At 55.0% G+C, this 26,375-nt stretch carries 20 protein-coding genes; 11 read left to right on the forward strand and 9 right to left on the reverse strand.

Annotated elements, in window-relative coordinates:
- Nucleotides 1–113: 113 nt before the first annotated feature.
- Both ACL2XQ_RS22215 and ACL2XQ_RS22220 read left to right on the forward strand, forming a co-directional pair.
- Nucleotides 114–962: a helix-turn-helix domain-containing protein gene (locus ACL2XQ_RS22215; protein WP_413739720.1), complete on the forward strand. Its 849-nt coding sequence runs from the start codon at nt 114–116 to the stop codon at nt 960–962.
- A gap of 1,123 nt (nt 963–2,085) precedes the next feature.
- Nucleotides 2,086–2,916: an N-acetylmuramoyl-L-alanine amidase-like domain-containing protein gene (locus tag ACL2XQ_RS22220; RefSeq protein WP_413739721.1), complete on the forward strand. Its 831-nt coding sequence runs from the start codon at nt 2,086–2,088 to the stop codon at nt 2,914–2,916.
- A 317-nt stretch (nt 2,917–3,233) separates the two neighbouring features.
- On the opposite strand, the gene ACL2XQ_RS22225 is transcribed toward ACL2XQ_RS22220, so the two are convergent.
- Nucleotides 3,234–4,265 (reverse strand): LacI family DNA-binding transcriptional regulator, encoded by a 1,032-nt coding sequence (locus ACL2XQ_RS22225; RefSeq protein ID WP_413729432.1) that lies wholly within the window; start codon nt 4,263–4,265, stop codon nt 3,234–3,236.
- Nucleotides 4,266–4,659: 394 nt separating this feature from the next.
- On the opposite strand from ACL2XQ_RS22225, the gene ACL2XQ_RS22230 reads away from it, so the two are divergent.
- The 4 genes from ACL2XQ_RS22230 (at nt 4,660) to ACL2XQ_RS22245 (ending at nt 10,178) form a co-directional block, all read left to right on the forward strand.
- Nucleotides 4,660–6,090, forward strand: coding sequence for a 6-phospho-beta-glucosidase (locus ACL2XQ_RS22230; RefSeq protein WP_410013529.1), 1,431 nt, complete (start codon nt 4,660–4,662; stop codon nt 6,088–6,090).
- 318 nt (nt 6,091–6,408) lie between these two features.
- Nucleotides 6,409–7,863, forward strand: coding sequence for a PTS cellobiose/arbutin/salicin transporter subunit IIBC (gene ascF, locus ACL2XQ_RS22235; RefSeq protein ID WP_413739722.1), 1,455 nt, complete (start codon nt 6,409–6,411; stop codon nt 7,861–7,863).
- Nucleotides 7,864–8,058: 195 nt separating this feature from the next.
- The gene (gene ompC, locus ACL2XQ_RS22240) at nt 8,059–9,177 is read left to right on the forward strand and encodes a porin OmpC (protein ID WP_410013527.1); all 1,119 of its coding nucleotides are present in this window, start codon (nt 8,059–8,061) and stop codon (nt 9,175–9,177) included.
- A gap of 323 nt (nt 9,178–9,500) precedes the next feature.
- Entirely contained in the window at nt 9,501–10,178 is a 678-nt protein-coding gene (locus ACL2XQ_RS22245; RefSeq protein WP_413739723.1) for a helix-turn-helix domain-containing protein, read from the forward strand.
- A 17-nt stretch (nt 10,179–10,195) separates the two neighbouring features.
- Here ACL2XQ_RS22245 and ACL2XQ_RS22250 read toward each other — a convergent pair whose 3' ends face one another.
- The 7 genes from ACL2XQ_RS22250 to ACL2XQ_RS22280 form a co-directional block, all read right to left on the reverse strand.
- Nucleotides 10,196–10,807 carry a 2-dehydro-3-deoxyphosphogluconate aldolase gene (locus tag ACL2XQ_RS22250; protein WP_413729427.1) on the reverse strand — a complete coding sequence of 204 codons (612 nt, stop codon included), beginning with the start codon at nt 10,805–10,807 and terminating at the stop codon, nt 10,196–10,198.
- Nucleotides 10,797–11,690: a 2-dehydro-3-deoxygalactonokinase gene (locus tag ACL2XQ_RS22255; protein ID WP_413739724.1), complete on the reverse strand. Its 894-nt coding sequence runs from the start codon at nt 11,688–11,690 to the stop codon at nt 10,797–10,799. The genes ACL2XQ_RS22250 and ACL2XQ_RS22255 overlap by 11 nt, the downstream gene beginning before the upstream one ends.
- Nucleotides 11,687–12,586, reverse strand: coding sequence for a dihydrodipicolinate synthase family protein (locus ACL2XQ_RS22260; protein WP_410013523.1), 900 nt, complete (start codon nt 12,584–12,586; stop codon nt 11,687–11,689). The genes ACL2XQ_RS22255 and ACL2XQ_RS22260 overlap by 4 nt, the downstream gene beginning before the upstream one ends.
- Nucleotides 12,580–13,740 (reverse strand): mandelate racemase/muconate lactonizing enzyme family protein, encoded by a 1,161-nt coding sequence (locus tag ACL2XQ_RS22265; protein WP_413739725.1) that lies wholly within the window; start codon nt 13,738–13,740, stop codon nt 12,580–12,582. Before ACL2XQ_RS22265 ends, ACL2XQ_RS22260 begins: the two co-directional genes overlap by 7 nt.
- Before the next feature lie 20 nt (nt 13,741–13,760).
- Nucleotides 13,761–15,083, reverse strand: a complete 1,323-nt coding sequence (locus tag ACL2XQ_RS22270) for an MFS transporter (RefSeq protein ID WP_410013521.1) — start codon at nt 15,081–15,083, stop codon at nt 13,761–13,763.
- Nucleotides 15,084–15,324: 241 nt separating this feature from the next.
- Nucleotides 15,325–16,479: a porin gene (locus ACL2XQ_RS22275; protein ID WP_413739726.1), complete on the reverse strand. Its 1,155-nt coding sequence runs from the start codon at nt 16,477–16,479 to the stop codon at nt 15,325–15,327.
- Nucleotides 16,480–16,714: 235 nt separating this feature from the next.
- Nucleotides 16,715–18,385: a methyl-accepting chemotaxis protein gene (locus ACL2XQ_RS22280; RefSeq protein WP_413721451.1), complete on the reverse strand. Its 1,671-nt coding sequence runs from the start codon at nt 18,383–18,385 to the stop codon at nt 16,715–16,717.
- Nucleotides 18,386–18,925: 540 nt separating this feature from the next.
- Between ACL2XQ_RS22280 and ACL2XQ_RS22285 the strand changes: the two genes are divergently transcribed.
- Nucleotides 18,926–19,726, forward strand: a complete 801-nt coding sequence (locus ACL2XQ_RS22285) for a (S)-acetoin forming diacetyl reductase (RefSeq protein WP_410013518.1) — start codon at nt 18,926–18,928, stop codon at nt 19,724–19,726.
- Between the two features lie 185 nt (nt 19,727–19,911).
- Here the strand turns inward: ACL2XQ_RS22285 and ACL2XQ_RS22290 are convergent, their stop codons facing one another.
- Nucleotides 19,912–21,567: a methyl-accepting chemotaxis protein gene (locus tag ACL2XQ_RS22290; protein ID WP_413739727.1), complete on the reverse strand. Its 1,656-nt coding sequence runs from the start codon at nt 21,565–21,567 to the stop codon at nt 19,912–19,914.
- 327 nt (nt 21,568–21,894) lie between these two features.
- Between ACL2XQ_RS22290 and ACL2XQ_RS22295 the strand changes: the two genes are divergently transcribed.
- From ACL2XQ_RS22295 to ACL2XQ_RS22310, 4 genes are read left to right on the forward strand one after another with little or no spacing between them, the layout of a single operon-like run.
- The gene (locus ACL2XQ_RS22295) at nt 21,895–23,019 is read left to right on the forward strand and encodes an FIST N-terminal domain-containing protein (RefSeq protein WP_410013516.1); all 1,125 of its coding nucleotides are present in this window, start codon (nt 21,895–21,897) and stop codon (nt 23,017–23,019) included.
- Nucleotides 22,997–24,112 carry a sensor histidine kinase gene (locus ACL2XQ_RS22300; RefSeq protein WP_410013515.1) on the forward strand — a complete coding sequence of 372 codons (1,116 nt, stop codon included), beginning with the start codon at nt 22,997–22,999 and terminating at the stop codon, nt 24,110–24,112. Before ACL2XQ_RS22295 ends, ACL2XQ_RS22300 begins: the two co-directional genes overlap by 23 nt.
- Nucleotides 24,103–25,200 carry an HDOD domain-containing protein gene (locus tag ACL2XQ_RS22305; RefSeq protein ID WP_413739728.1) on the forward strand — a complete coding sequence of 366 codons (1,098 nt, stop codon included), beginning with the start codon at nt 24,103–24,105 and terminating at the stop codon, nt 25,198–25,200. The genes ACL2XQ_RS22300 and ACL2XQ_RS22305 overlap by 10 nt, the downstream gene beginning before the upstream one ends.
- Nucleotides 25,193–26,332, forward strand: a complete 1,140-nt coding sequence (locus ACL2XQ_RS22310; RefSeq protein WP_410013513.1) for a response regulator — start codon at nt 25,193–25,195, stop codon at nt 26,330–26,332. Before ACL2XQ_RS22305 ends, ACL2XQ_RS22310 begins: the two co-directional genes overlap by 8 nt.
- Nucleotides 26,333–26,375: the final 43 nt, after the last annotated feature.

The following is a 26,375-nucleotide window of genomic DNA, read 5'->3' on the forward strand; positions in this document are numbered from 1 at the left end:
GCCCTGACCTTATTCCAGACAAGAAACGGCACGCCCCTGTTAATACCCGGTATGAAATCGCGTTAACCGCCATGACTCATTCATCGCCCACGCGGGAACAAGGGAAATTACCGATGACTTATGATGACATTATTTCAGATTTACTTAACTGGCTAGAGTCCCATATCGATCAGCAGTTATCCCTTGATGCCATTGCGGCGAAAGCAGGCTATTCTAAATGGCACCTGCAACGCATATTCCTGAAAATAACCGGCAGTAAGCTGGGTACCTATGTACGGGAGCGAAGGTTATCCAAAGCCGCATTGGCACTCTACCACAGCAGCCGATCCATTTTAGATATCGCGCTGGAATATGGCTTTGATTCGCAACAAAGCTTCAGCCGCGCATTTAAAAAACAATTTTTAATTACGCCCGATCAGTACCGCAAGATGGCGGATTGGGATACTGTCGGCCTCAGACCCCCGATACAGTTACACCCTTTTCATGTACCGCAACCAGCGTTAGTGATGCTGCCCCGCTTGGCATTAGTCCGTCTGCCCGCCAGCGTGTATCGCCCGGTAGATAACGATGGTTATCAGAGCAATACCTTAGCAAGCGATCTGCGAGGATGCGCACGGGACATCAATGCGGATGGAACGTCGATGCTGTATGGATTACATCATCTTTATCTGGCAAGAAAGCATAAACAACAAACTTACTATAGCATTGCCGCCGGTCAAATTGACGAAACAGAACGTCAGGCGATATTTATAGAAACGGGAATCTATGCGCGTTTTACCTATAATGGCCCATCGGATATGTTACCTTCATTTATTATGAAGATTTATGAAAACCACTTACCCGCGCTGGGATTCATCCGCCGGCAAGGTTACGATATAACACGTTTCCATGCCCTCGAAAGGACCGTTGCCGCCGCTTCGTTACTGCAATGTGATTATTTTATTCCCTGGAAGGAAAAATGATACCCTTGGGGATATGCAATACTGTTGATGCCATTGAGGTTATCTGGCGTGAAGCGGGTCCGTTCGCGGGCCTTCTATACCGCCCCGCGTGCACGCGGATTCCCGGCGACCGCAGCGATGTCATGCTCTCGAAAGCGTCAGCGTGCTGCTTTGGCGGTCTGCAGATCGGACTGGCCATGCTCTTGACGGACGGTCAGGGCCGGAGCTCAGCCTTACAGATGTTAAAAGCCCCAACTCGGAGAGTCGGGGCTTTTAAGGTACAACGCACTTAAAATTTAACATTCATCAACTTTATAACGACTTACTGCTATGGGTACTGCGTTTATAGATGTACATGTGTATCACAGAATATATGAGCCACCTATATTGTACGATGTCCTCCCATCTGTTGCCTGAAAGGTAATTGTTCACTTAGCCCTATGCGTATCACTTTAGCTAAGCCTGTACAGTACATCCCCCTCGCGATATAGACTTTGTGTTACGTGGCTTTACTTCTGTCGCGATATACCTACTTTAATACCGTTTTACACCCATCGCGAACAATATAATAACTATAAAGCCTTAACTCATCGCGTTTTCATGACGATATTAACATGCGATGGCAGAGATTGACTACCTGGCCTTAAAGCATCGCCGTTCGAGTTTATTGAAGCCACTCTCACCGGCATAATGTTACTCTGTACTTCGTGGCCTTTATCGCATTATTTACTTACTTTTTACTTACTCTTTACTTACGCTTACTACTTAACTCTTACAACCTATACCGCTTAATTTAATCCACTACATACTACGCCGGCTCGATATAATCTTTACTGCTCAATGCACCGGCGTTGGATATAAATCTAATACATCTCACGGTAATGTCAATACTGTTTTTACAACCATGATTTTATTATCTGCAAATCAAACAAACCCGCGTCGGCTCCGCTTATCCAGCTCCTTTTTCTGCTACTGTGCGGCAGGGATTGAGCGTTAGCCTATTGTGCTCAGTACCCGGTATGGATCGGCCGCGCCCTGATTTAGCCCTGGCGGCCGCGATAAAACCGTGCTGCCGGCGTTTATTGAAATTTACCGCCAGGGTGGTAACCTTTTGCCTGGGAGCTCATGCCGGCGAGAGTGATTGATGAATATCGATAATGCTAACGATTATGCTCGTTTATCCCGCGATGAACGAACGGACGCCCGCGAGGATCAAAGCAGCGTATCCGCTGGCCCGGACGATGCCTTTGCCACCATGGCGACGGATGCCGTTACCTCGGAAAAAATCAACCGGCTTATCGATCGCATCGCGCTGCCCTGCCGCGATCTTAGCCTTGGCCAGCGGCTGGAAAGGCTATCCGAACAGTTTTTAGCCACGCCCTATCAAGCCAATACCCTGGTGGGCTCATTAACCGAAAAAGAGCGGCTGGTGGCCGACTTTCGCGGCGTAGACTGCTTTACCCTGCTGGACTATGTCTGCGCGTTGGCCACATCCCGCAGTGAGCATGACTTTTTCCAGCGCCTGGCGGCAATACGCTATCAGGCGGGCAACATTGATTTTCTGGCCAGAAACCATTTTTTTAGCGACTGGTGCGCTAGGGAACCGGCCAATGCCGTGGATATTACCGCGACACTTAGCCAGCAGGCGATCGGCGTCACCAAATACCTCAACCGCAAGGGCGTTGATGAGGTGTATATTCCGGGGTTGGCTATCGTGGAGCGCAGGATCAGCTATATTCCCACGGAAAAAATCGACGCTGCCGTGCTGGCTGGGCTTTATTCCGGCGATCTGATCGGCATCTATGCACCCTCGCCGGGGCTGGACGTTTCGCACGTGGGCTTTTTGATCAAAAACGCCGACGGGGTTTATTTGCGTAACGCGTCATCGCTTAGCCACAATATGAAGGTGGTGGATTCCCCGTTGGCGGCCTATTTGCAAAACAAACCGGGCATCGTCGTACTGCGCCTCCACTGATATCGGACGAGGCCAAGGCCGTCTTTATTTGCCTGGCGGGTTTAAGCCCATTATGGTGAATAAACCCGCCGGTCCAGGAGTCCAGCCATCAGAGTCACGGTCATAACGGGTCGTCATCGTTACTCCCGCGCCTGGCGTCGCCCGCTTAGGCGATCGCGTCTATAGCGAGTCGGGAAAAACCCTATCCATGGCCGCAAACCGGGATTTGTCCGTCAAAAGCCCCCGGCTGTTCATTGCCCATCGATTGAGTTGGAAACGACACCCTGGCCGGAGAGGCTATGGCCAGTCATTGTTTATACCGCCGGGATATTCTGTATTCAGATGGCGTTCTGCGCAGAAAATTGCGGACCATTAATGACAGAATCCCGCAGAATAAGATCTGAGGTAAATTGATTTTGCTCGGACAAATATCCGCCATCAAGCATCGAAATAATCTGATTAATCACTTCGTTGACCATATCGCTGACGGGATCTTTCACGCTGGATAACGCCGGAATCAGAAACGGCGCGATCGGGATATTATCAAAACCGATCACCGAGACATCGGCAGGCACAGCTATACCGGCGTCGTTGAGTTTTTTCATGGCACCAATCGCCATTTCGTCGTTACTGGCAAGAATGGCGCTGAACGGCTGATTCCCGGCGAGAAGAGTATCAACCGCGGCCGCGCCGCTGGCCGACGACCATTTACCCTTTACGATCAGCGCTTCCTGCACCGGTAAAGCACAGGCGGTCAATGCCTCTTTATAACCGGAAAAGCGTTCAATGGCCGTGGGGGAATCCATAGAACCGGTAATAAATGCAATGTCATGGTGACCACGTTCAATGAGCGCTTTGGTGGCGTTAAAGCTCGATCCTTTATGATCACAATAAATACAGTGGCTCAGATGCTTCCTCAATTTTCGATTCACCACCATTACCGGTATTTTATATTTATCGATGATAGCGTCCATTTTGTCGATGGATAAAAAACGCGGATAAATAATGATGCCATCGCAACCTAAATCATGTAGAAATTCTATGGCCTCCAGCTCCTCGGCGACGCTGTTTTTCCCATCCACCAGAATCAGCTTGCGTCCATTCGCATCCAGTTTTTTGGCCGCCTGAGAAATGAGCTCACTAAAGTAATTACCGTTATACAACGTATTGGTGACCACCAGCCCGATACACTTGGATTTGCTGGTGGCCAGATTACGCGCCAGCAAGTTCGGACGATATCCCGTGTCTTCGATGGCCTTGAACACCTGATCCTTCGTTTCCTGGCTGACATAGCCTTTCCCCGAAAGAACGCGTGAAACCGTGGCTTTTGAGACGCCGGCTCTGGACGCCACTTCCTGCATTGTCGACATCAGGCATACCTAAACGGAAAATGATACGCCATTCTACACATTTTGTGAGTTTTCCGGAGATTTCGACCGGCAATGTCTCCCCATAGGGATCGGCATCACAAAATTGAAACAGAGTTAAAATTAACTATTGAATTATAAAATAGATAAACTCACTATTGTGTGAAACCGGTTACTTATCGTTTCGGCAAGAAAGTAAAAAGATGACGATAACGCAGGCTCATAGGCAACGAAAAACTTATAATTACATGAAAAATAGAGACTTATTGTTGATGCCTGCCTATTTTACAGCACTATCGCCGTCCATTGCCGACGCCATGGACATACCCATCGCCCGCGCCGTTTTGCAACGTGCTGTAAATATTGATTAAAGAAATTGAAAAAAGAGGATTGTTAGATGAGTGCATCATTATTTCCCGACGGTTTCTTATGGGGCGGCGCGATTGCCGCCAACCAGGCCGAAGGCGGGTGTTTTGAAGGTGGAAAGGGTCTGGCGACAATCGATATGATCCCGCACGGCGAACATCGTTTGGCGGTTAAACTCGGTCAGGAAAAGCGTTTCACGCTGCAAGACGATGAGTTCTACCCGAACCATCAGGCAATTGATTTTTATCATCGTTATAAAGAAGACATCGCGCTGATGGCGGAAATGGGTTTCACCGTGTTCAGAACCTCCATCGCCTGGAGCCGTCTTTATCCGAACGGTGACGAACTGACGCCGAATGCCGAAGGTATCGCGTTCTATCGCGACGTATTTGCCGAATGTAAAAAAAACGGCATCGAACCTTTGGTGACGCTGAGCCACTTCGACGTGCCGATGAATCTGGTGATTGAATACGGTTCTTGGCGCAACCGCAAAATGGTCGATTTTTTCACCCGCTATGCACGAACCTGTTTTGAAGCCTTTGACGGTCTGGTGAAATACTGGCTGACTTTCAACGAGATCAATATCCTGCTGCACAGCCCATTCTCCGGTGCCGGTTTGGTATTCGAAGCGGGTGAAAATCAGGAGCAGGTAAAATATCAGGCGGTACATCACGAACTGATCGCCAGCGCGCTGGCGACAAAAATTGCCCACGAAGTCAACCCGGAGAACCAGGTCGGCTGCATGCTGGCGGGCGGTAATTTCTACCCGAGAACCTGCAAACCGGCAGATGTCTGGGCGGCGCTGCAAAAAGACCGCGAAAATCTGTTCTTTATCGACGTGCAGGCGCGCGGTGCTTATCCGTCCTACACCAAACGCATTTTTGCCGAGAAGGGCATTACCCTCGACAAAGCGCCGGGGGATGACGAGATCCTGAAAAATACCGTCGATTTCGTCTCCTTTAGTTATTACGCTTCACGCTGCGCCTCGGCGGACATGAGCGAGAATAACAGCAGTGCGGTCAATGTCGTCAACTCGCTGAGAAATCCGCATCTTGACGTCAGCGAATGGGGCTGGGGCATCGACCCGTTGGGCCTGCGTATCACGATGAATATGATGTATGACCGCTACCAGAAACCGTTATTCCTGGTGGAAAACGGCCTCGGCGCAAAAGACGAAATTAACGCACAGGGTGAAATCGTTGACGATTACCGCATCAACTACCTGCGTGAGCACATCAAAGCGATGGGCGAAGCCATCGCCGACGGAATCCCGGTGATCGGCTACACCTCGTGGGGCTGCATCGATCTGGTTTCCGCCTCCACCGGTGAAATGAGCAAACGCTACGGTTTCGTCTATGTCGATCGCGACGACCATGGCAACGGTACCCTGGCAAGAAAGAGAAAAAAATCATTTTACTGGTATAAAAAGGTTATTGCGAGCAAGGGGGCAGATTTGGATTGACCGCCAATATAAACCTTAAACCCACATCAGGTCTGGGTAAGTAACATTATATTCATTCGAAGCGGTGAATGTTGACTTTAGCCCGCCCTCATGAATAGAAAAATAATAGGTTGCACAACTATCATAGCGACCAAGAAATACGTGGGCGGCTGCCTGATGGGTTATTACAACCCCATGAAGCCACACCGCGATATCATGGGTATGCACCGGTATCAGCTGTAAATATGGCTGATTTACTGTCCGGATATTGTGGCCCGCAAGCCGACCAGGTTCAGTAATCTGTATAGAACCGGGTACCTACTTAAGAGGACTTTATTTATGTCTAAAAATTATGCGGCATCAGCACAAGCGATAGTCGATGCCCTCGGCGGGGCAAATAACATTACCGCCGTCACCCACTGTATGACGCGCTTACGTTTTGTTATTAATGATGATTCAGCGCTGGATACAGAAAAACTGAAATCCATCAGCGGCGTGCTGGGGGTAGTAAGAAACAACAACCAGTGCCAGGTGATCATCGGCAATACGGTTTCGCAGGCTTATGCCGAAGTCATTAAGCTGTTGCCGGAAAATGCCGTTGCGCAACGCCCCTTACCGGGGAAAAATAAAATTACCCTAAGAAGCATCGGTGCGGGCATTCTGGATGCATTGATCGGCACCATGTCACCGCTGATTCCGGCCATTATCGGCGGTTCTATGGTGAAATTACTCGCTATGGTTTTCACTATGACCGGAGCACTTTCCAGCACCTCGGCGACACTCATTATTCTTAATGCGATTGGCGACGGCGCCTTCTTTTTCCTGCCGGTGATGGTTGCGGCATCCGCAGCGGTAAAATTTAAAACGAATATGTCGCTGGCGATTGCGATTGCCGGTGTATTGGTCCATCCCGGCTTTATTGATCTCATGGCAAAAGCCGCACAAGGCCAGCACGTCGAATTTATGGGAATTTCCGTCACGGCGGTAAAATATTCCTACACGGTGGTCCCGGCGCTGGTGATGACCTGGCTGCTTTCCTATATTGAACGCTGGGTTGATAAAATCACCCCGGCAGTGACCAAAAACTTCCTCAAACCGATGTTGATCGTATTGATCGCAGCCCCGATCGCCATCGTATTGATTGGCCCGTTAGGGATCTGGATCGGTACCGCCATTTCCGCCCTGGTCTACACCATTCATAGCTATCTTGGCTGGTTGTCCGTGGCGATTATGGGCGGGATTTGGCCACTGCTGGTCATGACCGGTATGCATCGGGTGTTCACGCCGACCATTATCCAGACCATTGCCACAACCGGGACCGAAGGCATGGTTATGCCGTCGGAAATCGGCGCAAACCTGTCGCTCGGCGGCTCATCTTTGGCGGTGGCATGGCGCACTAAAAACTCCGAGCTACGTCAGACAGCCCTTGCCGCAGCGGCTTCCGCGATTGTGGCCGGAATTTCGGAACCGGCACTGTATGGCGTGGCAATACGTCTGAAACGCCCGCTTATCGCGTCGATAATCAGTGGTTTTGTGTGCGGCGGCGTGGCGGGCGCGGCAGGATTGGCGAGCCATTCCATGGCGGCGCCGGGGCTTTTCACCAGCGTTCAGTTCTTTGATCCCGCCCATCCGATGTCTATCGTCTGGGTTTTCGGGGTGATGGCGCTCGCCGTGGTGCTCTCTTTTATATTGACGCTGTTGCTGGGCTTTGAGGATGTACCGGTTTCCGGCAACGAAAGCCAAAAAACTCAGCCTGCACCCGCTGTATTGGCGCATGAGATGAAAACAGAATGATGTACTGAAACGCTGTACCATCACGGCCATACTATAGCAATGATAAGATAACGATCTTTACAGGAATATATCCTGGCCGTCGACACGTTCATTGCCATGCCATTTTTATATTAATGACATTATTACGCTGTTATTAAAAAGTAACGTTACCCTTACTATATTACACACACTTAACTTTGATAAAGGTCGTTTATAATGAAACCTTACCTACTGACACTTTTGATTCCTGCATTATTAGTTTCAACCACTTCCGGGGCGGCAGAAATTTATAATAAAGAAGGCAATAAATTAGATTTATATGGTTTTTTTAATGGCATGCATTATTTATCAGATGATAAAAGTGCTGACGGCGATAAAACATATATGCGTTTTGGTTTTAAGGGTTTGACCCAAATCTCTGATCAGCTGGCTGGATTCGGCCGCTGGGAATATCAAATTCAGGGTAACCAAACCGAGAGCCAAAACACCGCATTTACGCGTTATGCCTATGCTGGTTTAAAATTTGCCGGATCTAACTCTTTCGATTATGGTCGTAACACCGGTGTGTTATATGATGCCGCATCCTATACCGATATGCAGCCGGAATTCGATGCTTCCACCTATGGCTCTGACCAGTTTTTGTTCAAACGTGGCAACGGTATCGCCACTTACCGCAACACCGATTTCTTCGGTTTGGTTGAAGGCCTGAAAGTGGCGTTACAGTATCAAGGTAAAAACGATAGTGGGGCCAGCGAGCCGGGTACCCGTAACGTATTGTCGCAAAATGGCGATGGTTACGGCTCCTCTTTGAGTTACGATTTTAAGTCCGGTATCAGCGTCGCCGGTGCCTTTTTTAGCTCGAATCTTACCGATGAGCAAAATTCCGCGCCAGGCATCATGGGCGGGGGCGGAAAAGCTGAGGGCTATACCGGGGCGATTAAATATAATGCCGACAGCCTTTATCTGGCGGCCATGTATACGCAAGCCTACAATGCGGCGAAATTCGGATCGCCGAGTGGTACCGCCTACGGTTTAGCCAATAAATCACAGGCCGTGGAACTCTATGCGGGCTACACCCTGCTTTCAGGTCTGATTCCCTTCGTCGCTTATAACCAAACACGCGGCAGCAATTTAGGCACTGACCGTAAGGGCAACAACTACGATGCCCAGGACCTGGTCAAATTTGTTGACTTTGGTTTCACCTACAACTTCAACAAAAATATGGTGACCTATGTTGACTATAAAGTTAACTTGCTGGATGACAACACCTTCACCGAAAATGCCGGTATCGTCACGGATAATGTGTTAGCCGTAAGCATGAAGTACCAGTTCTGAGGGTATAGATAATCAGTCGGTTTTCCGTTTCGTTAAACCGACACGCCTCTGCCTCATTTTGTGTTATTGCCTGTTTTTGATGTCCTAATCCGCATAGCAAAAACAGGCATCCCTAACCGTAACGGTTACTCCCCCCAACCTGATTTACCGATGATAAAATCGCATCAGAGACATCGCTTACTCTTGATGGCGCCTGCGCGCCCAGGATTCCCGCGACGGGATTCCGACCGCGCCGGATCCAGGTTATAATAGTGACCACCAAGCTGGATGCCGCTGCCCACGGTATTCCCGAACCCCATGGGCATCCCCCGACAGGGAGTAAGATGCTACTACATTCGGTTTATGATGCGTTTCGCTGTATGAACCTGCTGGCCACCCTGAGCGAGCCCACGGGTATTCGTGAGATTGGCCGCCAGTTATCGCTGGATTCGGCAAAAGTGACCCGCATTATGCAAACGCTCCTGGCACTGGAGATGGTGCATCGCAATGAAAAGCGCAAGTACTCGCTCGGCCTTGGCGTACACCGTTTTTCCGCCCATGCCATTCATAATTCCGCCTTTTACAAAGCCGTGCTTGAGATACTCGAGGAAGTGGGCAATAAGCCGGTTTCCATTGTCATCGGCGTGCTAAGCGGCAGGGATGTCGTCTATTTGATTCATACCCGGCAGGGGAAAAGCGTGGCCCGGGCGATAGGGAATTATGATTCGGTCCCGGTGACCGAGTCGATTATCGGCATTAAACTGCTGGCCGCGCGCAGCGATGAGGAAATCGTCAGCCTGATTGGCATCCATGACTTTCATTTGATAAAAGAAGATATCGACGGCGCCCGGCGCCATCAGGTGCTGGTGAAGCACTATCCGCCGCAGGAGTACCGTATGGCCTGCACCATTCCGGGCATGCAGGCGGCGATAGCGCTGTCAAACCTGAGCGGCGAACGGCTGGAACTGGAAACCCTGAAAAAGTTCCTGGTGTCGGCGGCGCAGAAAATCAGCGGCGGATAAGCGCCGCCGGGCCGGCATTACAGGGCGGGGCCGGCCGGACTTCGCCCCATCAGCGCCACGGCGCGCCGGCGGGTAAGGGACGGCGGCTGTCCAGGCCGGTATAGCGCCGAACCGATCCCCACGCTATCGTAATACCGCAGATAGTCCGCCATATTGTCCGCATCAATGCCGCCCACCGCGCAAAAGGGAGTGGCATGGCAAAACGGCCCCTTAATAAGCTGGGGCCAATTTGCCGGCAGCGCCGCCGCCGGAAAGATTTTCAGCGCGCTGGCGCCAAGCGCGCTGGCGGCGAAAAGCTCGGTACTGGTGTACACGCCGATACAGGTTTCCAGCCCCTGGGCCTGACAGGCGCGGACGACGTTTTCGTCAAGGTTGGGCGTGAGGACATAATCAGCGCCGGCCTGCGCGCAGGTCGCCACCTGCGCGGTGGTGATGATGGTGCCCGCGCCGAGATTCACCTGTCGCCCGAAGTGGCGTTTGATAGCCTGGATACTTTGCGCCCAGTCCGGCGAATTGGCGGGAATTTCCACATCGCTGATACCGCTGTCCACCAGGCCGGTGACCTGCGCAATAACGTCGGCCGGGGTTATGCCCCGCAGGATGGCGATGACATTGCCATTAAACAGCATCGTCGAATACCTCGTTCAATCCGGTGATAATCGCCTCTTCCGCCGCGAGAGTGGTACAGGGAAGATGAAGTAAATGACATGCCCGCCGATAGCGTTCAAGCAGGATGGCGGAGCCGATGAAGCACACGCTTTCGTGCCGCGCATGGCCGGTCAAGACTTCATGGCCCACCAGCAGGCCGGATAGCCAGGCCGCGGCAAAGGCGGCCTCGAATTCGCCAAGGATATAACGCCCCCGGCAGCGGAACAGTTCGCTGAGCAGGGTGCTGTCGCCCCGGTCAATGGCCTCGGCGGTTTCCACCCCCTGCCGGAAAATGTCCTCGGAAAAATCCTGCTCGCCAAGCCCCTTGCCGACCACCGAATGATTCAGCACCAGGTGGTACAGTTCGCCGGTCATCAGCGTGCGCAGGCCGACGATTTTTTGCTGCCGGCGATCAACGGTTATCCATTTGCTGTGGGTGCCCACGGCGGCGAATATCCGCGCGTCGCTGATGCTTAAGGCTCCTGCCAGCTGTATCTCCTCGCCGCGGCAGATTTCGTGCTCCTCGCGGCTGCAGATGCCCGGACGCACGGTGACGGGATTGGGCAATACGTTTTCCAGCGGCAATCCGCGGGCGGTCAAATCATGAAAGCTGACCGGAAGCGCCAGGTAACCGGCATCCACTATGCCGATATTGCTGCCGATCATGCCGCACAGGATAACCGGCACGTGTTCGTCGTACTCATCGCCCAGCCGCAATAGCTCCTCGCGCAACACTGCGCCCAGCTGCCCGCGCCGGCAGCGGGCGACGCCTTTTTCAGACTGCACGGCGCGCACCACCCTGCCCTGTTTGACGCGCATGGCGCGAAAATTACTGGTCCCCCAGTCGACGGCAATGTAGTTCATTGCGCCCGTGCCAAAATCGCCAGCGGCAGATGGTCGGTTATCTCCTGCAGCTCCAGACGCGTCGTCTCGTCGAGCCCCTTTGCCGGATCGCGCACCGCGGCGGTGGCGAACAGTCCTGAGCGGTGCAATATCTCTTTATGCACCGCCACACCCAATCCTGGCTGCACGCCATAGCGCAGGAAGGGCAAATAACGGTAAAACAGCGCCCGCGCCGCCTCCTTGTCATGTTGTTCCCAGGCCTGCAAAATCGCATTTATCACCTCGGGAAATTCACAGGCGGGCATGGTGCCGACAATGCCCCGCGCGAGTTCCTCGTATAAGAAACCGGCGTTGAGCCCGCCGAAAAGCCCGACCCTGTCACCCAGCGCGGCCTTAAGCTGGCTGATTTTCAGCGTGGTGGGCGGCTGTTCTACCTTGATGTAGCGAATCTGCGGGAAATCCTCACACAGCCTTATCAGCGTGGGAACCGGAAAGCTGACGCCGGTCATTTGCGGCGCGTCCTGAATCATGATCTCGATATCGCTCTGTCGGCAGATGTCGCGGTAGAACCGGTAGATCTCGTCCGGGCCGGGTTTTACCACCGACGGCGGATTGATCATCGCCACCTCCGCGCCCCAGCGCTCAACGCGTTTAATCTCCTCTATCGCCACCGGCGCCGCCGCGCCGCCGGTGGCAACCACCAACGGCAGGTCTCCGGTCAGGGCCTTTACGCTCTTAAAAATCGCGTCTTTTTCCTGCCCCGTCAGCGCATAGCCTTCCGAGGCATTGCCAAACAGCGCCAAACCGTCGATACCCTGCTCAAGCAAAAAGCGCACAAGTTTAACAATGGCGGGGAGATCGACCTCCCCCTGGTTATCAAAAGCGGTTGCCAGTATCGGAACATTACCTTTTAACATGCGTCACTCCAGTGATTTTCACGTACTTTTTCTTCATTGATGTCAATACCCAGGCCAGGCCCCGCGGGCAGCGCATAGTGACCGTCCCGGCAAACCAGGGGCTGGCGCAGCAAGCTGTTGGCCAGGTCAAACACCGGCGGCTGGAACTCAAGCATAAAAAAGTTGGGCAGCGCGGCGGCCACGTGGATGGAGGCGGCGATACAAGGACCCAGGCCGACGCTCAGATGCGGCGCCACCAGCAGGTTCCAGGTTTCGGCAAGGGCGGCGATATGCATCAGTTCGGTAATGCCGGTACGCCCCACATCCGGTTGCAGAATGTCGACGGCGCGCTGCTCGATATAAGGACGGAACTGATAGCGGGTGCGCTCTGTTTCGCCAAGGGCCACCGGCACCGCGCTTTTCCGGCGTAATTCCCGATGACCCGCGACATCCTCGGGCAGCAGCGGCGCTTCAAGAAAACCGACGTCACAGGCTTTAAGGCCTTCCGCCAGCCTTACCGCCTCGTGAACGCTGTAGTTCCAGTGCGCGTCGATAAAGAGGGTTGCCTGCGGCCCGAGCGCTTGCCGGATGGCGCGGACATTTTCCAGGTCCTCGTCGACGCCATAGCCCAGCGCCAGCTTGACGGCATTGAAATTTTTCCCCTGCCATTGCCGGGCCAGCTCGCAACGGGCTTCGACGGTCGGGCGCGGCAGACCGGAAACATAGCAGGGAACCTGCGCGCGAAAGCTCCCCCCAAGCAGCTGGTGGAGCGGCAGCCCCAGAATATGCCCTTTGAGATCCCACAGCGCGATATCCACCGCCGCCAGCGCATCAATATGGTAGCCGGCGGTATGGCCGCGATCGCGCATTGAGTTGTACATCTGCGTGTTGAGGACATTGCTGCTAAACGGACTGGCTCCCAGCAGCAGCGGTTTAAACAGGTGCGTAATCAACTGCGCGACCACCTGCGGCACCACCGGGGCCAGCGCTTCGCCCCACCCCACATGGCCATCATCACAGGTTATTTTCACCAAGCAGGTTTCCATTTTGCGTGAATAGACGCAGCGGTATTCAGGGCGATAGTAGTAATCCCCGCCGCCATCCGGATCTCCGCCGAGATAAATCTGCTGCGGTTTGATTTTTAACGGGAAACACTGTACGTCGACGATCTTCATATCCACTCCGGTTTTGCGGGTTAATCCAGTTTTTTGCCTGCGGTCTCTTTGGCGAGGCACACGGCGACAAAAGAGATAAGCGCGGTCAGCATGACGTAAAAAGCGGGCGACAACGGGTTGCCGGTGGCGGAGATAAGCCCCGCCGAGACCAGCGGCGTTACGCCGCCAAAGACCGCCACCGTCATGTTGTAGGCGATGGCGATGCCGCCGTAACGCAGCGCGGTGGGGAAAAGCTCCGCCATTGCCGCGCCGCAGCCGCCGTTAAATAAGGCGACCAGCATGCCGAGCAGGCTCATGGCGACGATGGAGACGGCCACCGAACCTTGCTCCATTACCATCATCGCCGGGTAGGTCAGCAGAATAAAACCGCCGCAGCCGATAAGCATCAGCGGCCGGCGTCCCCACCGATCGGAGAGATACCCCGCCAGCGGCATGACGATGGCGACGCTGAACAGACCGAGCATGGTAATCAGATAGGAATCGGTATGGGAATAATGCAAATAGGTGGAGAGATAGCTGGGCATAAAAGATTGCAATACCCAACTGCTCACCGCCTTCACCACGACAAAACCGACGCAAAACAGCAAGGCGCGGGTGGAGGTGGTAAGCGTGGTACGCAGCGGGGAGTGTTCCAGTTTTCCCGATTTTTGCAGCATATGGAATTCGGCGGAGTCTTCCATATTGCGGCGCATATAGAGACCGCCAAGCCCCAGCGGCGCGGCCAGGAGGAAAGGAATGCGCCAGCCCCAGTCGTTCATCGCCGGCTCCCCCAACTGGTGGGTCAGGAACAGCACCAGCCCGGAACCGCAGACAAACGCCATAAAACTGAAATTTTCACTCCAGCAGGTCAGGCTGGCCCGGCGATGAGGCTGCGCGCTTTCCGCCAGATAGGTGATAACGCCGGAACTCTCGCCGCCCGCGGCGAATCCCTGCACCAGGCGGGTCAAGACCAGCAGCACCGGCGCGAGTATGCCGACGTGCGCATAGGTGGGAAGAATGCCCATCACAAAGGTGGAACAGGACGTGATGACAATCACCGTCACCAAGACTTTCCGCCGCCCCAGCCGGTCGCCCATCGAGCCGAAGAAAAAGCCGCCCAGCGGACGCATTAAAAAACCGGAACCGAACACCGCGAAGGATTTCAGCAGCGCCACCGTCGGGTCATTGCTGGCAAAGAAGTTGCTGCCGATGATGGCCGCGAGGGTGCCGTAAAGGCCAAAGTCGAACCACTCGATAAAGTGGCCGACGCCCGCCGACATCATGATTTTAAACGTCCGTTGTCTTTTTGTTTTTGATGTCTCGGCCGGATAGTCCTCTGTCCGGTGAGTGATGGAATTGCTCATTTTATCTCCTGAACGAAACGTCATATGCCTGGCGGTACATCGGGACACCGGCAGGCCTGGGCAGCTGTTTTATCCGCATAACCCGCAGTGTAGGCGGCGGCGGGCGACAAGCCACTACGCGTGGGCGTTGCGTGAGAGCAGTCATAAAACCCATGCGGAAATTGCTTCATATGGTGAAGCATTTGCCAAAACAGCCCTGGATTGCGTTAGTACTCATCTCGATTGAATAAGGGGGGTGTTATCAGAACCGATACCAGAGGCGGACCCAGTTTTCATCCGGCTGGTTATCCGTGGTATTGCTGAAGGTGCGTTCATAATCAATTTGGAAGCCATGGGGCAGTTCCGCGGCAATCCCCAGGTAGGTGTGGTTCGTCTGGTAATGCTCCCAGCGCATCCCATCGCCGGCGATATAAGGCTTGACGGCGGTAATGGCCCGGGCGGCCACCGGCCACCGATACGACGCCATATATTCCCACCCCCGCGCCTGCCCTTCAAAATAGGCCGTCGGCACCCTGGCGGTACGCCGCGGAATAAAATCATGGTAATACCCGGCCGTTGCCGCCAAAGTCCAGTTATCCGGTTTCCATTGCGCCGCGATACCGGTTATCTGTTGATTATAACCCGCTGTATCCGCGCCATCCCCCGTCGGGGCGCGGCTGATGATATAAGCCCGGGTATAACTGTAGGCGGCGCTGAGCGTCAAATCCTTGGCGATATGGTAATCCATGCCGCCGGCGCCGCCGGTTTGGCGCTGGTAACGGACATTGTCGCTTCTGATATAATAATCATTCACCGGCGCGTCCCAACTGGCGCTCAGGGTTACCGGTCCCGCGTCCTGGACATATTTGAGCAAATATTTACCGCGGTAGGAACCATCATAATTGCCGTTGACGCCATTGTTCGACCCTTGACCGTGCATATCATTATCCCATACGTCGGTTTTGGCGCCGATAACACTGTATAAGACGCTGTTTTGCTGTCCGAAGGTCAAGGTTCCATAGGTCTTGCTGGCGATACCAACATAATGTTTACGGGTGAAGGTGGTATCTTTATTATGATCAAAATGGCTGCCGGCCCCGAGCTCATTAAAGATATCGATACCGACTTCGTAATACCATAATAGATTAATATCATCATTGAGATAATAATTTAAAGAAGTATGAATAAAGCTGCCGCTGTCATATCCCCGCTGCATATAGGTGTGATCATCGGCCGAGCCCATTTTATTACGATATTGCGGCCGGATAAGGCCGCCGAATTGCCATTCCACCCCGTTAAGCATAGGCAGATTATTATTTCGGTTAAGCAGCATGATATCCGCCCTGGCCAAATCAGGCAGGGCAATCAGACTCAACAATACTGCGCTGAAGAACACAGTCGGTTTTTGTAGGGCCATTATTTTATTATTCCTCTGAAAATTGCGGCATTATTCCCGGCAAAAGCTCGGGTATCCGGCAGTGTATGCCGGCGCGGACGGGAAGCTATCGCCCATGCGCGTTGCGTGAGAGGAGTCATAAATTCATTGGCGATATTGCTTCATATAGTGAAGCAATTAACAGGCGTAGAGGAGAAAGGGATGCGCGCCGAAGATTCCCGCCCTTAGAGTGCGGGCGGGAATGTGCGGCGGGGGACTAAAACGTTTCCCAGTTATTGTTGGCCTTGCCGGGCCTGGCCGCCGCTTGTGCCGGGGTAAGGGTGGCCCGGCTAGCAACCCGGTTGATCTTATCGCCGCCATTGCGCGCGTCCGCAGCCTGCGGCAGATGAAATACCGCGACCGTTTCCGTCAGCATCCGGGCCTGTTCTTCCAGCGAGGCCGCCGCCGCGGCCGATTCCTGGACCAGCGCCGCGTTTTGCTGAGTTACGCCGTCCATTTCCGCCACCGCATTGCCCACCTGGCTGATGCCGCGGCTTTGTTCTTCCGACGCCGAAGAAATTTCGCCCATCAAGTCGGTTACCCGGGTCACCGCCTGCACAATGTTATGCATGGTTTCACCCGCGCGGGACGCTTGCCTGGAGCCGGTATCCACCCGCTCAACCGACTCCGCGATCAACCCTTCTATTTCCTTCGCTGCCTGGGCGCTGCGCTGGGCCAGGCTGCGCACCTCCCCCGCCACCACGGCAAAACCACGGCCCTGTTCGCCGGCCCTGGCCGCTTCCACCGCCGCATTCAACGCCAGGATATTGGTTTGGAAAGCAATGCCGTTAATCACCCCGGTGATATCGGCGATCTTTTTCGAGCTGGTGGTGATGCTTATCATGGTTGACACCACGTCATCGACTATTGCGCCGCCCTGTCTGGCGGTATCTGCGGCATCTTGCACCATCTTATTGGCCTGCATGACATTTTCGGTATTTTGCTTCACCGTGGCGCTTAACTGCTCCATGCTGGCCGCCGTTTCTTCCAGCGCCGACGCCTGCTGTTCGGTGCGCGATGAGAGATCGGTGTTGCCCAGGCTGATTTCACCCGCGCCCTGGTAAATGGAGGCCGACCCATCGCGGATAGCGGTGACGGTACGAATCAGGTTGCGCTGCATTTCCTGTAGATCAGGAATCAGCGAGCCAACGTCGTTACGGCCAACATCGACGATGGCATCATCCAAGTGTCCTTCTGATAGCGTATGCAACTGCGCCTTAATGCGGCCCAGGGGTTTAATCATATAATTGACGAGATAACGATCGGTGAGGAGCAGTATGACTACGCCGGCGATAATGGCCGCAATGAGTATGGTCTTACACCTGTCAACCATCACTACCATTTGCCGCGCGCTTTGGTCCGACATGGCCGCGGACTTGTATGTTTCCGCCGCCTGCCCAAAGGCGAGGCTGAGCGGGGGATACTGCATCCTGAAAACCTGACGAAATTGTTCAATATCCTTGTTCTGCACCGCGCGGTATAACGGCTCCAGTCCCTGGGAAACCATACGCGACCACGTCGCGATCATGTTTTCGGTCACCGCGGCGTCTATGGAGGGATGAGGGCGCAATTTGAATTCAGCCAGCGCATCCGCTGAGTTTTTCATCGCCACCGCGGCGGAGGCCAATACCTTATCGGCATCGGCCGTTTCTCCCGTCTGGCTATAATCCATAGTACGCGCCAACCGGGTAACGGTGCGGAAATATTGGTCGTTACCACGGGTAATGATATCAATATCTTTTTTCTGATCTTCACTGACAGTCAAAAGATGAGTGACCTGGCCCAATGACGATAGGGTAAATGCCGCAACACCGCCCCAGAGAAGCAAAAAAAATCCAAGCGTGATGATTAATATCACTCTGATACTGCTGTTTTTAAAAAAATTCATAAAACTGCTCCTATTCATCATTTCTATGCTGACATCCGGGCATAGACGTTATAAGCCAATCAGTTGTAAATAAAATATTACCCACGCCTTATCAATTGGCTGATCTGAGCTTTTATAGGTATCGGTTTATGTGGGCGAAACTTTATAGCAAGGGGGGGGGAAATCAGCTCAAAAACAGAGAGTTAGAATGTGAATGATTCGTATGAATGCCTACGCCGGTCATTAAAAGCCAAGCCGCTTAAGCGTACATTTAGCCCGCCTATTCTCATGATATTAATAAATAACAGCTTTAAGCCACTCAAGGCATCATCATCGCCCATTCCCCCTCAGTATTATCTCATAGGGAAAATATATCGACCGGCGGCCGCCGCGGTATTTACGCCTGTGTTTAATTGCAAAATTCCCAACTATTCTGTTTCTGTTAATGACTTATGCCAGGATAAAGTCTTTTTTTCTGCTATGCCTAGATACTCGATAAGAGTAATCAGAAGCCGTTTACGCAGCGGTTTTGCATGTAAACCAGAGACCCAGGAGGATACAGTGGTCGATTCAAGCAAGAAAGTCGCGGTTGTGACCGGGGCCGGACAGGGTATTGGCAGAGCCATTGCGCTGCGCCTGGCGAAAGATGGCTTTGCTATCGGCAGTCTGGACTTTAACGCCGAGACGGCGAAACAGACGGTGGCATTGATCGAGGCCGCCGGCGGCAAAGCCCTGGCCGTGGCGGTGGACGTGGCGAAGCGCGAGGATGTCATATCCGCTGTCGACCAGGTGGTGGCGACGTTCGGCCGGCTTGATGTCATGATTAATAATGCAGGTTTAGGCCCGACAACGCCTCTTGAGGATATTACGCCGGAAATCTACCATAAGGTTTTTGACGTGAATGTGGGTGGCGTCTATTGGGGTATCCAAGCCGCCCTTAAACATTTCAAAACCAGGACACCCGCCAAACCCGGCGACATCGTCGGCAAGATAATCAATGCTTCATCCCAGGCGGGACAGGTCGGCAACCCTGATCTGGCGGTCTATGGCGCCACCAAGTTCGCCGTGCGCGGCATTACTCAAACGGCGGCGCGCGACCTGGCTAAACTGGGCGTTACCGTCAATGCCTATTGCCCGGGTATTGTGCGTACGCCGATGATGGAAAACATCGCTAAAAAAGTCGCCGATGAAAATAAACAGTCCCTGGAGTGGGGTCTGCAACAGTGGGCGAAAACGGTTGCGCTGGGCCGGATATCCGAGCCGGAAGACGTGGCGGCCTGCGTATCCTATCTGGCGGGACCCGACTCAGACTATATGACCGGACAAGCGCTGATTATTGATGGCGGCATGGTATTCAACTGATAGTCTATGGATAGAAAAACCGAGGCGCGCCCGCACGTTAACAGGCGGGCGCGCCGAAGCCGGCGGTGCGCGGAGCGTACCCATCCGGACACATTTTTCCCGACTGATGGCTCCTTAAGCCCGGTCCCTTTTCCGTCCCGGCGAACAGGGGCGGGCCCCCGTGTAACGCTCGGGGGCTAACGTCTTCAGAATGTTTCCCAGCCGGCATTATCCTTGGGGTTATCAAGGGGCTTAGCGGCACGACGCGGCAATGCTTTGGCGCCGTTTTGCCTGTTCTCTTCCTGCCGCCCTTGCGGTTCATGCAATTTGAATACCTGAATAGTATCAAGAAGCAGGCGTACCTGCCCCATCAGCGAGGCGCTGGCCGCTGAGGACTCTTCCACCAGCGCGGCATTCTGCTGCGTGACGCCGTCCATCTGCGAAACCGCCAGGTTAACCTGGTCGATACCGGCGGATTGCTCTTGCGATGCCGCCGAGATTTCCGCCACGGTGTCAGTCACGCACTTCACTGACGACACGATTTCATGCATGGTTGCGCCGGCGCGCTCCACTTGCCCGGCGCCGATATTGACCTTGGCCGCGGAGTCCTCTATGAGCAATTTTATCTCCCTGGCGGCAGATGCGGAGCGTTGGGCCAGCGTGCGTACTTCGCTTGCCACCACCGCAAAGCCCTTGCCGTGCTCGCCCGCGCGCGCGGCCTCCACCGCCGCATTCAGCGCCAGTATATTGGTCTGAAACGCGATGCTGTCGATAACCGAAATAATCACGGAAATTTTGCTGGAACTGGAGGAAATCTCGTTCATGGTCTGGACGACTTCCGATACGGCCTTGCTGCCGGACTCGGCCATTTGAGACGCGTTGGCGGCAAGCTGGCTGGTCTGGCGCGCATTCTCGGCGTTTTTCTTGACGGTGGAGGCGAGCTGTTCCATCGAGGAAGCGGTTTCTTCCAGCGAAGATGCCTGCGCCTCGGTGCGAGACGACAGATCGGTATTGCCTGCCGCAATTTCTTTGGAACCGGTGTTGATCTCTTCGACGCCCAGGCGGACCTGCGTGACCAGACGCATCAGGCTTTGCTGCATGCCGCTGATGGCGGAAAGCAATTTACCGATTTCGTTTTTGCTTGATACCTGTATGTCGGCGGTTAAATCGCCTTTGGCGACCGCATCCAGTTGCACAATCGCATAGTTCAATGGTCGCAGTATGATGTTTCGCAACACGTACAACACGGTAAGGGTTATCATAAAGGCAATAAGCAATACGATGGTCATCGTCCACAACAACTGGCGGTATTCGCTGTTGCGCATCTGCGTCAGCGCGTTTACCGTTTCACGGGTGTTTTTCTGATATTTCTCCAGCGAGGTAGAAAACCGCCCTCCGGCTTTGTCGATATCCTGTATGTTGATAGCGTAATAGCCTTGCACATCCCCCACCTGCAGCAGATGCTCCGCCTGGTCGAGAAGCTGGCTGAGCGCATGCGCCGAGTCCACCAGTTCAGTCTTGATGGCCTCATCGCCGCTTAGCAATACGGGAAGGTCTTTGAATAACTGGATATTGGCCGTCATGCGCCCGTGGGTCTTCTCGATGTTTTTGAAAATCCAGTCATCGGCCTTGCCTTCTTTCAGCAAGCTGGCATAGACCAGGGCAAAGCCTGCGCGGGTACGCGCGGAATCTTTATAGACATCATTGATCAGGATCACCCGGCTGTCGGCCTGGTGAACGAACTCCGTCGTGTCGTTTGAGCGCGTGAGCGCAAACAGGCCCGCGCAGGAAATCGCCAGAATCATCAGAGCGAAAATGGAAATTGCGCCAGTCAACGCAAGTCGTACTGAAATATTCTTCATTAATGATTATTTTCCATAACTGAAACAGCAACACCGGGAGCGGGCGCAATGGATCGTTGTGCGTCGTCGACGTGAGGTTCTGTGGCCGGACACAATGATTGACAATGAGTACTTAACGACCAAAAACCAGGAAACTTTAACTTTTAACGTTACCCCGCCGCCCTTAAGTCAAACCGCGACGACGCAGGCTATTCCCTGGCCGCAACACGGTTGCTATCTCTGCCGCAAAGACCTAATCTCTTCCCATCGCTATAAACCAAAGAATTTTGAATCGAACGAACGCGGGATCGCAGGCGAAAGTTCTACTCAGAATTGGGAGAGCTTGTCATGAATGATCAATTCCATTACGCCAGCAGCGAGTCGCCGGACCCGCGCCAGGCCGTCGCCGAATTTGCCAGCCAGCTTGGCCATGAAGGCATCGATACCGTTCTTTTCTTCTGCTCCCCTGACTACGACCTGGACATCCTGGGCCAGGAATTGAAGAACGCCTTTTCCTGTCCCTGCATCGGCTGCACGTCCTCCGGACAGATTGGCAAGGAAGGCTTCCAGCACTCCGGGCTGTTGGGTCTCGGACTGGACGGCAACTTTCGCACCCGCGCCTTCCTGATTCAACCTTTGACCAACTACACCGCGCTGGTGGCCGACATCGCCGAAGCCATTCGCCTCGACTGCGAGGCCAGGCCGAACCTGCAGCGCTTCGGGCTGCTGCTGGTAGACGGCCTCTCTATGGCCGAAGAACGCCTGGCGGCGAACCTCTATCAGCAGATCGGCAACATTCCCATAGTCGGTGGTTCCGCTGGCGATAACCTGCGATTCGAGAAGACGCACGTTTATGATGGCAATGGCCATTTTATTTCCGACGCGGCGGTATTCGCCGTTATAGAGACCAACGCGCCCATCACCATCTTCAAGGTCCAGCACTTCGAGCCCAGTGAGGTGGAACTCGTCATCACCGGGGCCGATCCTGAGAAAAGGCTCATCCTGGAGATCAATGGCGAACCTGCCGCCCAGGCTTACGCGGATGCCCTGGGCCTGACGGTGCGCGACTTGACGCCGACGGTATTCTCCCGCAACCCGCTGGTGCTCTCCTTCGGCGATGAGCCCTACATCCGCTCCATCCTGCGGTGGAACGAAGACCTTTCTCTCACCTGCTACTGCGCCATCGAGGAGGGATTGATCGTGGCCGTCGGCAAAGCGAAGGATCCCGTCCAAACCTTCAAGCAGGCTTTCGCCAAGGTCCGCGAGACCATTCCCGAGCCTGCGGCCATCATTGGCTTCGATTGCATCCTGCGCCGTATCCAGTTCGAGCAGGAAGGGCTGGAACAGCAGATCGGCAGCATCATGGAGCAGAATCATGTCGTGGGATTTTCCACCTACGGCGAGCAGTACAACGGCGTGCACGTGACGCAGACATTCACGGGCGTCGCCATTGGAGGACAGAACATTGCCTGATGAAGCCTGTCCGCAAGCGTCCGCCGGCGAATACGAGCGCAAGCTCGCCGCCCGGGACAAGACCATCGAGGTCCTCAAGCGCCGCATCGCACAAGAAGCCAGGCGCGGCAACGCGACGCCTTTTGCCATCCTGGAGCAGAATGTGGGCCTGGAGAAGGTGGTCGCGCGCAAGACCCTGGAGCTGGAAAACGAACGGCGCGAGCTCGAAAAAGCCCTGTCCGAGTTGCGCTTGACCCAGGCTCAACTGCTGCAGGCGCAAAAGATGGAGTCCATTGGCCAACTCGCCGCCGGCATCGCCCATGAGATTAATACGCCGACCCAGTACGTCTCCGACAATGTGGGTTTCGTTAAAGGCGCCACCGTTTCACTGCTAAGCCTGTTGGACGCCGCCCTGGCGCTGGCCGAGGCCGCGCGCGGGAAAATGGCCGGGGAATCCGTCATGGCGGAATTCGACGCGATCCTCAAACGCACCAAAGTGGATTTCCTGCGCCGCCAGATCCCGGGCGCCCTGGACGAATCGCTGGAGGGCCTTGGCCATATCGCCAAGATCGTGTCCGCCATGAAGGAATTCTCCCATCCCGCCCAGGACGAGAAGGAATGGGTGGATGTGCGCGAGGTCATCAATACCACCACGACCGTCGCGCGCAACGAATGGAAATACGTGGCGGAACTTGAGACGCGTTTCGAGGATGACTTGCCGCAGCTGCCGTGTCTGCGCGACATGATTGGCCAGGCCATTCTCAATCTGGTGGTGAACGCCGCCCACGCCATCGCCGATACCATCCAGGAAGGCGTTAAGGAGAAAGGCCACATCATCGTATCGGCGGCGCGCAACGGCGAATATATTGAAATCCGGGTCACCGACGATGGCGGCGGGATCCCTGCGGGGATCCGCGATCGCATCTTCGATCCCTTCTTCACCACCAAAGCGGTAGGCAAAGGCACGGGCCAAGGTCTCGCTATCGTCTATTCAACCGTGGTGGACAAACATGCCGGCCGCGTCTTCTGCGAGTCCGAAGAAGGCGTGGGCTCGACGTTCATCCTGCAACTGCCCCTGCACTGCGATAAAGAGGAGTGCCCGGCATGCAAGTGATGTTCGTTGATGACGAAAGCCGGGTACTCTCCGGCATTGAGCGGGCGCTTATGCTGCAAGACACCGAATGGGAGTGCCGCTTCGCCACCAGCGGCCAGGAAGCGCTGGCGATGCTGGAGGAAGAGCCGGCCGACGTGGTGGTGTCCGACATGCGCATGCCGCTCATGGACGGCGCTGAATTGCTTACGCGGGTACGCGACCGCTGGCCGGGCACGATACGTATCATTCTGTCCGGCTACTCCGAGGCCAGCTCCACCTTGCGCATGGTGGACGTGGCCCACCGGTTTGTCGCCAAACCCTGTGACAGCACGGCGCTGCTGGCGATGGTGGGCGGCGCCCTGGCCCTGCGCGCCCTGTTTCAGGACCCGGCGGTGGTCGAGGCCGTGGGCCGCATCAGCAGACTGCCGGCCGCCCCGAAAGTCTTTACCGAAGTATGCCGCCTCCTTGCCAGCGCCGGCGGCGATACCCGACGCATCGCCGGGCTCCTGGGCAGTGACCCCGCCCTGAGCGTCAAGATTATGCAGTTGGCTAACTCGGCCTTCTTCAGCAGAGGCGGTCGCATTCATGATATCGGCAACGCCATCACCCGCCTGGGCCTGGATCAGGTGAAGCTGCTGGTCCTGGCTTCCCAGATCTTTGCGGATGCGAGTACGGACCCTTATGTGGACCGGTTACAGCGGTCCTCGCTGCTCGCGTCCACCCTGGCCGCCCGCATTTCCGGACACCAGGAACTGGAGCCGACCGCCGCCCTGCTCGCCAGCATCGCACGGCTTATCCCCGAACTGAGGGAGCCTGGCCGCGAGGTATCCGCCACCCAGGACAATACGTCCATGCATGCCGCGGTAGGCGCCTATCTGCTGGCCTTGTGGGGTTTGCCCATGGACATCGTGGAAGTCGTGGCCTATCACGTCGAGCCCTCCCGCTCCGCGGAGAAAGCCTTCGGCGTGACCGGCGCCGTGCATGTCGCGGTCGCTCTCGCCAACAACCGTATCCCCGATCTGGATTATCTCGAACAAACCGGCGTGCTGAATAAACTGCCCCTGTGGCAGGAGATGCTCGCCCACACGCAGGAGACGCTTGATGACTGAAACCGCCTTGCCCCGGGTGCTGTGCGTAGACGATGAACCCAATGTGCTCGCCGCGATGGAGCGCAGTCTCTTTAATGAATTCGACGTGGTGGTGGCTCTCAGCGGTGAAGCCGGCCTGCGCGCCGTGTCCTCGGGCGAGCGTTTTGCCGTGATCATGTCCGACATGCGCATGCCCGGCATGGACGGCGCCGCCTTCCTGTCCAAAGTGCGGGCAGTCGCCCCCGACAGCGTGCGGATCCTTCTCACCGGACAGGCCGATCTGGCATCCTCCATCGCGGCCATCAACCAGGGCGCCATCTTCCGCTACCTCTGCAAGCCTTGCCCCAGGGAGGAACTGGTATCGGCGCTCAATGACGCGGTCGGTCAATACCGTCTCGTTTGCGCGGAAAAAGAATTGCTGGCGACCACCCTCACCGCGTCGGTCAAAACGCTGACTGAAGTCCTCGCCATGGTCGCGCCATGGGCTTTCCAGCGGTCGGCCTTCGCCCAGTCCTGTGTCATCCACGCGCTGCCCAAGCTGGCGTGGCCTGATGGATGGCTATACACCATCGCCGCCTCATTGAGCCAAATCGGCTGTGTGGGCGTCCCCGCCGACATCGTCCAGGCCGATGTGGCCCAGAGAAAACTCTCGGAGGACGAAAAAAAACTCCTCCAGGAACACCCGGATGTCGCCGCCCGATTGGTTGAGCACATTCCCCGCCTCGAACTGGTGGCCGGGATTATCCGCCACCAGGCCCGTGAGGCCGCGCCAGACGCGCCCCTGGAGGTTATCCGCGGCGCCCACCTGCTGCGCGCCGCCCTTGAACTGGAACGCCACGCGGCGCGGGGGCAAAGCCTGGAACGCCCGTGGGAAATCCTGCGCGCGGCGCGCCCGGCGATCCCCGAGTACATCATCAAAGCCCTGGCTGATTTTCGCGCTAACGTGGCCGGCGCCCGCACCGTGCGCTTTAGCGAACTGATGCCCGGCTGGGTGGTAGACGAAGATATCCGCACCACCAACGGTTTGATGGTGCTGACCAAAGGTCATGAACTTACCGACACCGCCATATCCGCGCTTCAACGCCTCCTCGCCGCAAATGCCGTCAAAGAGCCGATCCGGGTGCGTGGACGGCCGGACGCCGCGGCGTCTTAAGATCCACGCCAGGCTCCCCGGGGGAAAATGGCTTAGCCTGTGT

The organism is Sodalis sp. RH14 (genome assembly GCF_047324285.1).
GTDB lineage: Bacteria > Pseudomonadota > Gammaproteobacteria > Enterobacterales > Enterobacteriaceae > Acerihabitans.

What these genes read in the sequence shown, in the direction of transcription:
- ACL2XQ_RS22250 (WP_413729427.1), bottom strand. Translation starts at nt 10,807, where the DNA reads ATGCTGTTTAATGGCAATGTCATCGCCATCCTGCGGGGCATAACCCCG.
- ACL2XQ_RS22310 (WP_410013513.1), top strand. Translation starts at nt 25,193, where the DNA reads ATGACTGAAACCGCCTTGCCCCGGGTGCTGTGCGTAGACGATGAACCC.
- ACL2XQ_RS22280 (WP_413721451.1), bottom strand. Translation starts at nt 18,385, where the DNA reads ATGAATTTTTTTAAAAACAGCAGTATCAGAGTGATATTAATCATCACG.
- ACL2XQ_RS22265 (WP_413739725.1), bottom strand. Translation starts at nt 13,740, where the DNA reads ATGAAGATCGTCGACGTACAGTGTTTCCCGTTAAAAATCAAACCGCAG.
- ACL2XQ_RS22305 (WP_413739728.1), top strand. Translation starts at nt 24,103, where the DNA reads ATGCAAGTGATGTTCGTTGATGACGAAAGCCGGGTACTCTCCGGCATT.
- ACL2XQ_RS22225 (WP_413729432.1), bottom strand. Translation starts at nt 4,265, where the DNA reads ATGTCGACAATGCAGGAAGTGGCGTCCAGAGCCGGCGTCTCAAAAGCC.
- ACL2XQ_RS22275 (WP_413739726.1), bottom strand. Translation starts at nt 16,479, where the DNA reads ATGGCCCTACAAAAACCGACTGTGTTCTTCAGCGCAGTATTGTTGAGT.
- ACL2XQ_RS22295 (WP_410013516.1), top strand. Translation starts at nt 21,895, where the DNA reads ATGAATGATCAATTCCATTACGCCAGCAGCGAGTCGCCGGACCCGCGC.
- ACL2XQ_RS22290 (WP_413739727.1), bottom strand. Translation starts at nt 21,567, where the DNA reads ATGAAGAATATTTCAGTACGACTTGCGTTGACTGGCGCAATTTCCATT.
- ACL2XQ_RS22220 (WP_413739721.1), top strand. Translation starts at nt 2,086, where the DNA reads ATGAATATCGATAATGCTAACGATTATGCTCGTTTATCCCGCGATGAA.
- ACL2XQ_RS22245 (WP_413739723.1), top strand. Translation starts at nt 9,501, where the DNA reads ATGCTACTACATTCGGTTTATGATGCGTTTCGCTGTATGAACCTGCTG.
- ACL2XQ_RS22260 (WP_410013523.1), bottom strand. Translation starts at nt 12,586, where the DNA reads ATGTTAAAAGGTAATGTTCCGATACTGGCAACCGCTTTTGATAACCAG.
- ACL2XQ_RS22215 (WP_413739720.1), top strand. Translation starts at nt 114, where the DNA reads ATGACTTATGATGACATTATTTCAGATTTACTTAACTGGCTAGAGTCC.
- ACL2XQ_RS22230 (WP_410013529.1), top strand. Translation starts at nt 4,660, where the DNA reads ATGAGTGCATCATTATTTCCCGACGGTTTCTTATGGGGCGGCGCGATT.
- ompC (WP_410013527.1), top strand. Translation starts at nt 8,059, where the DNA reads ATGAAACCTTACCTACTGACACTTTTGATTCCTGCATTATTAGTTTCA.
- ACL2XQ_RS22255 (WP_413739724.1), bottom strand. Translation starts at nt 11,690, where the DNA reads ATGAACTACATTGCCGTCGACTGGGGGACCAGTAATTTTCGCGCCATG.
- ACL2XQ_RS22270 (WP_410013521.1), bottom strand. Translation starts at nt 15,083, where the DNA reads ATGAGCAATTCCATCACTCACCGGACAGAGGACTATCCGGCCGAGACA.
- ascF (WP_413739722.1), top strand. Translation starts at nt 6,409, where the DNA reads ATGTCTAAAAATTATGCGGCATCAGCACAAGCGATAGTCGATGCCCTC.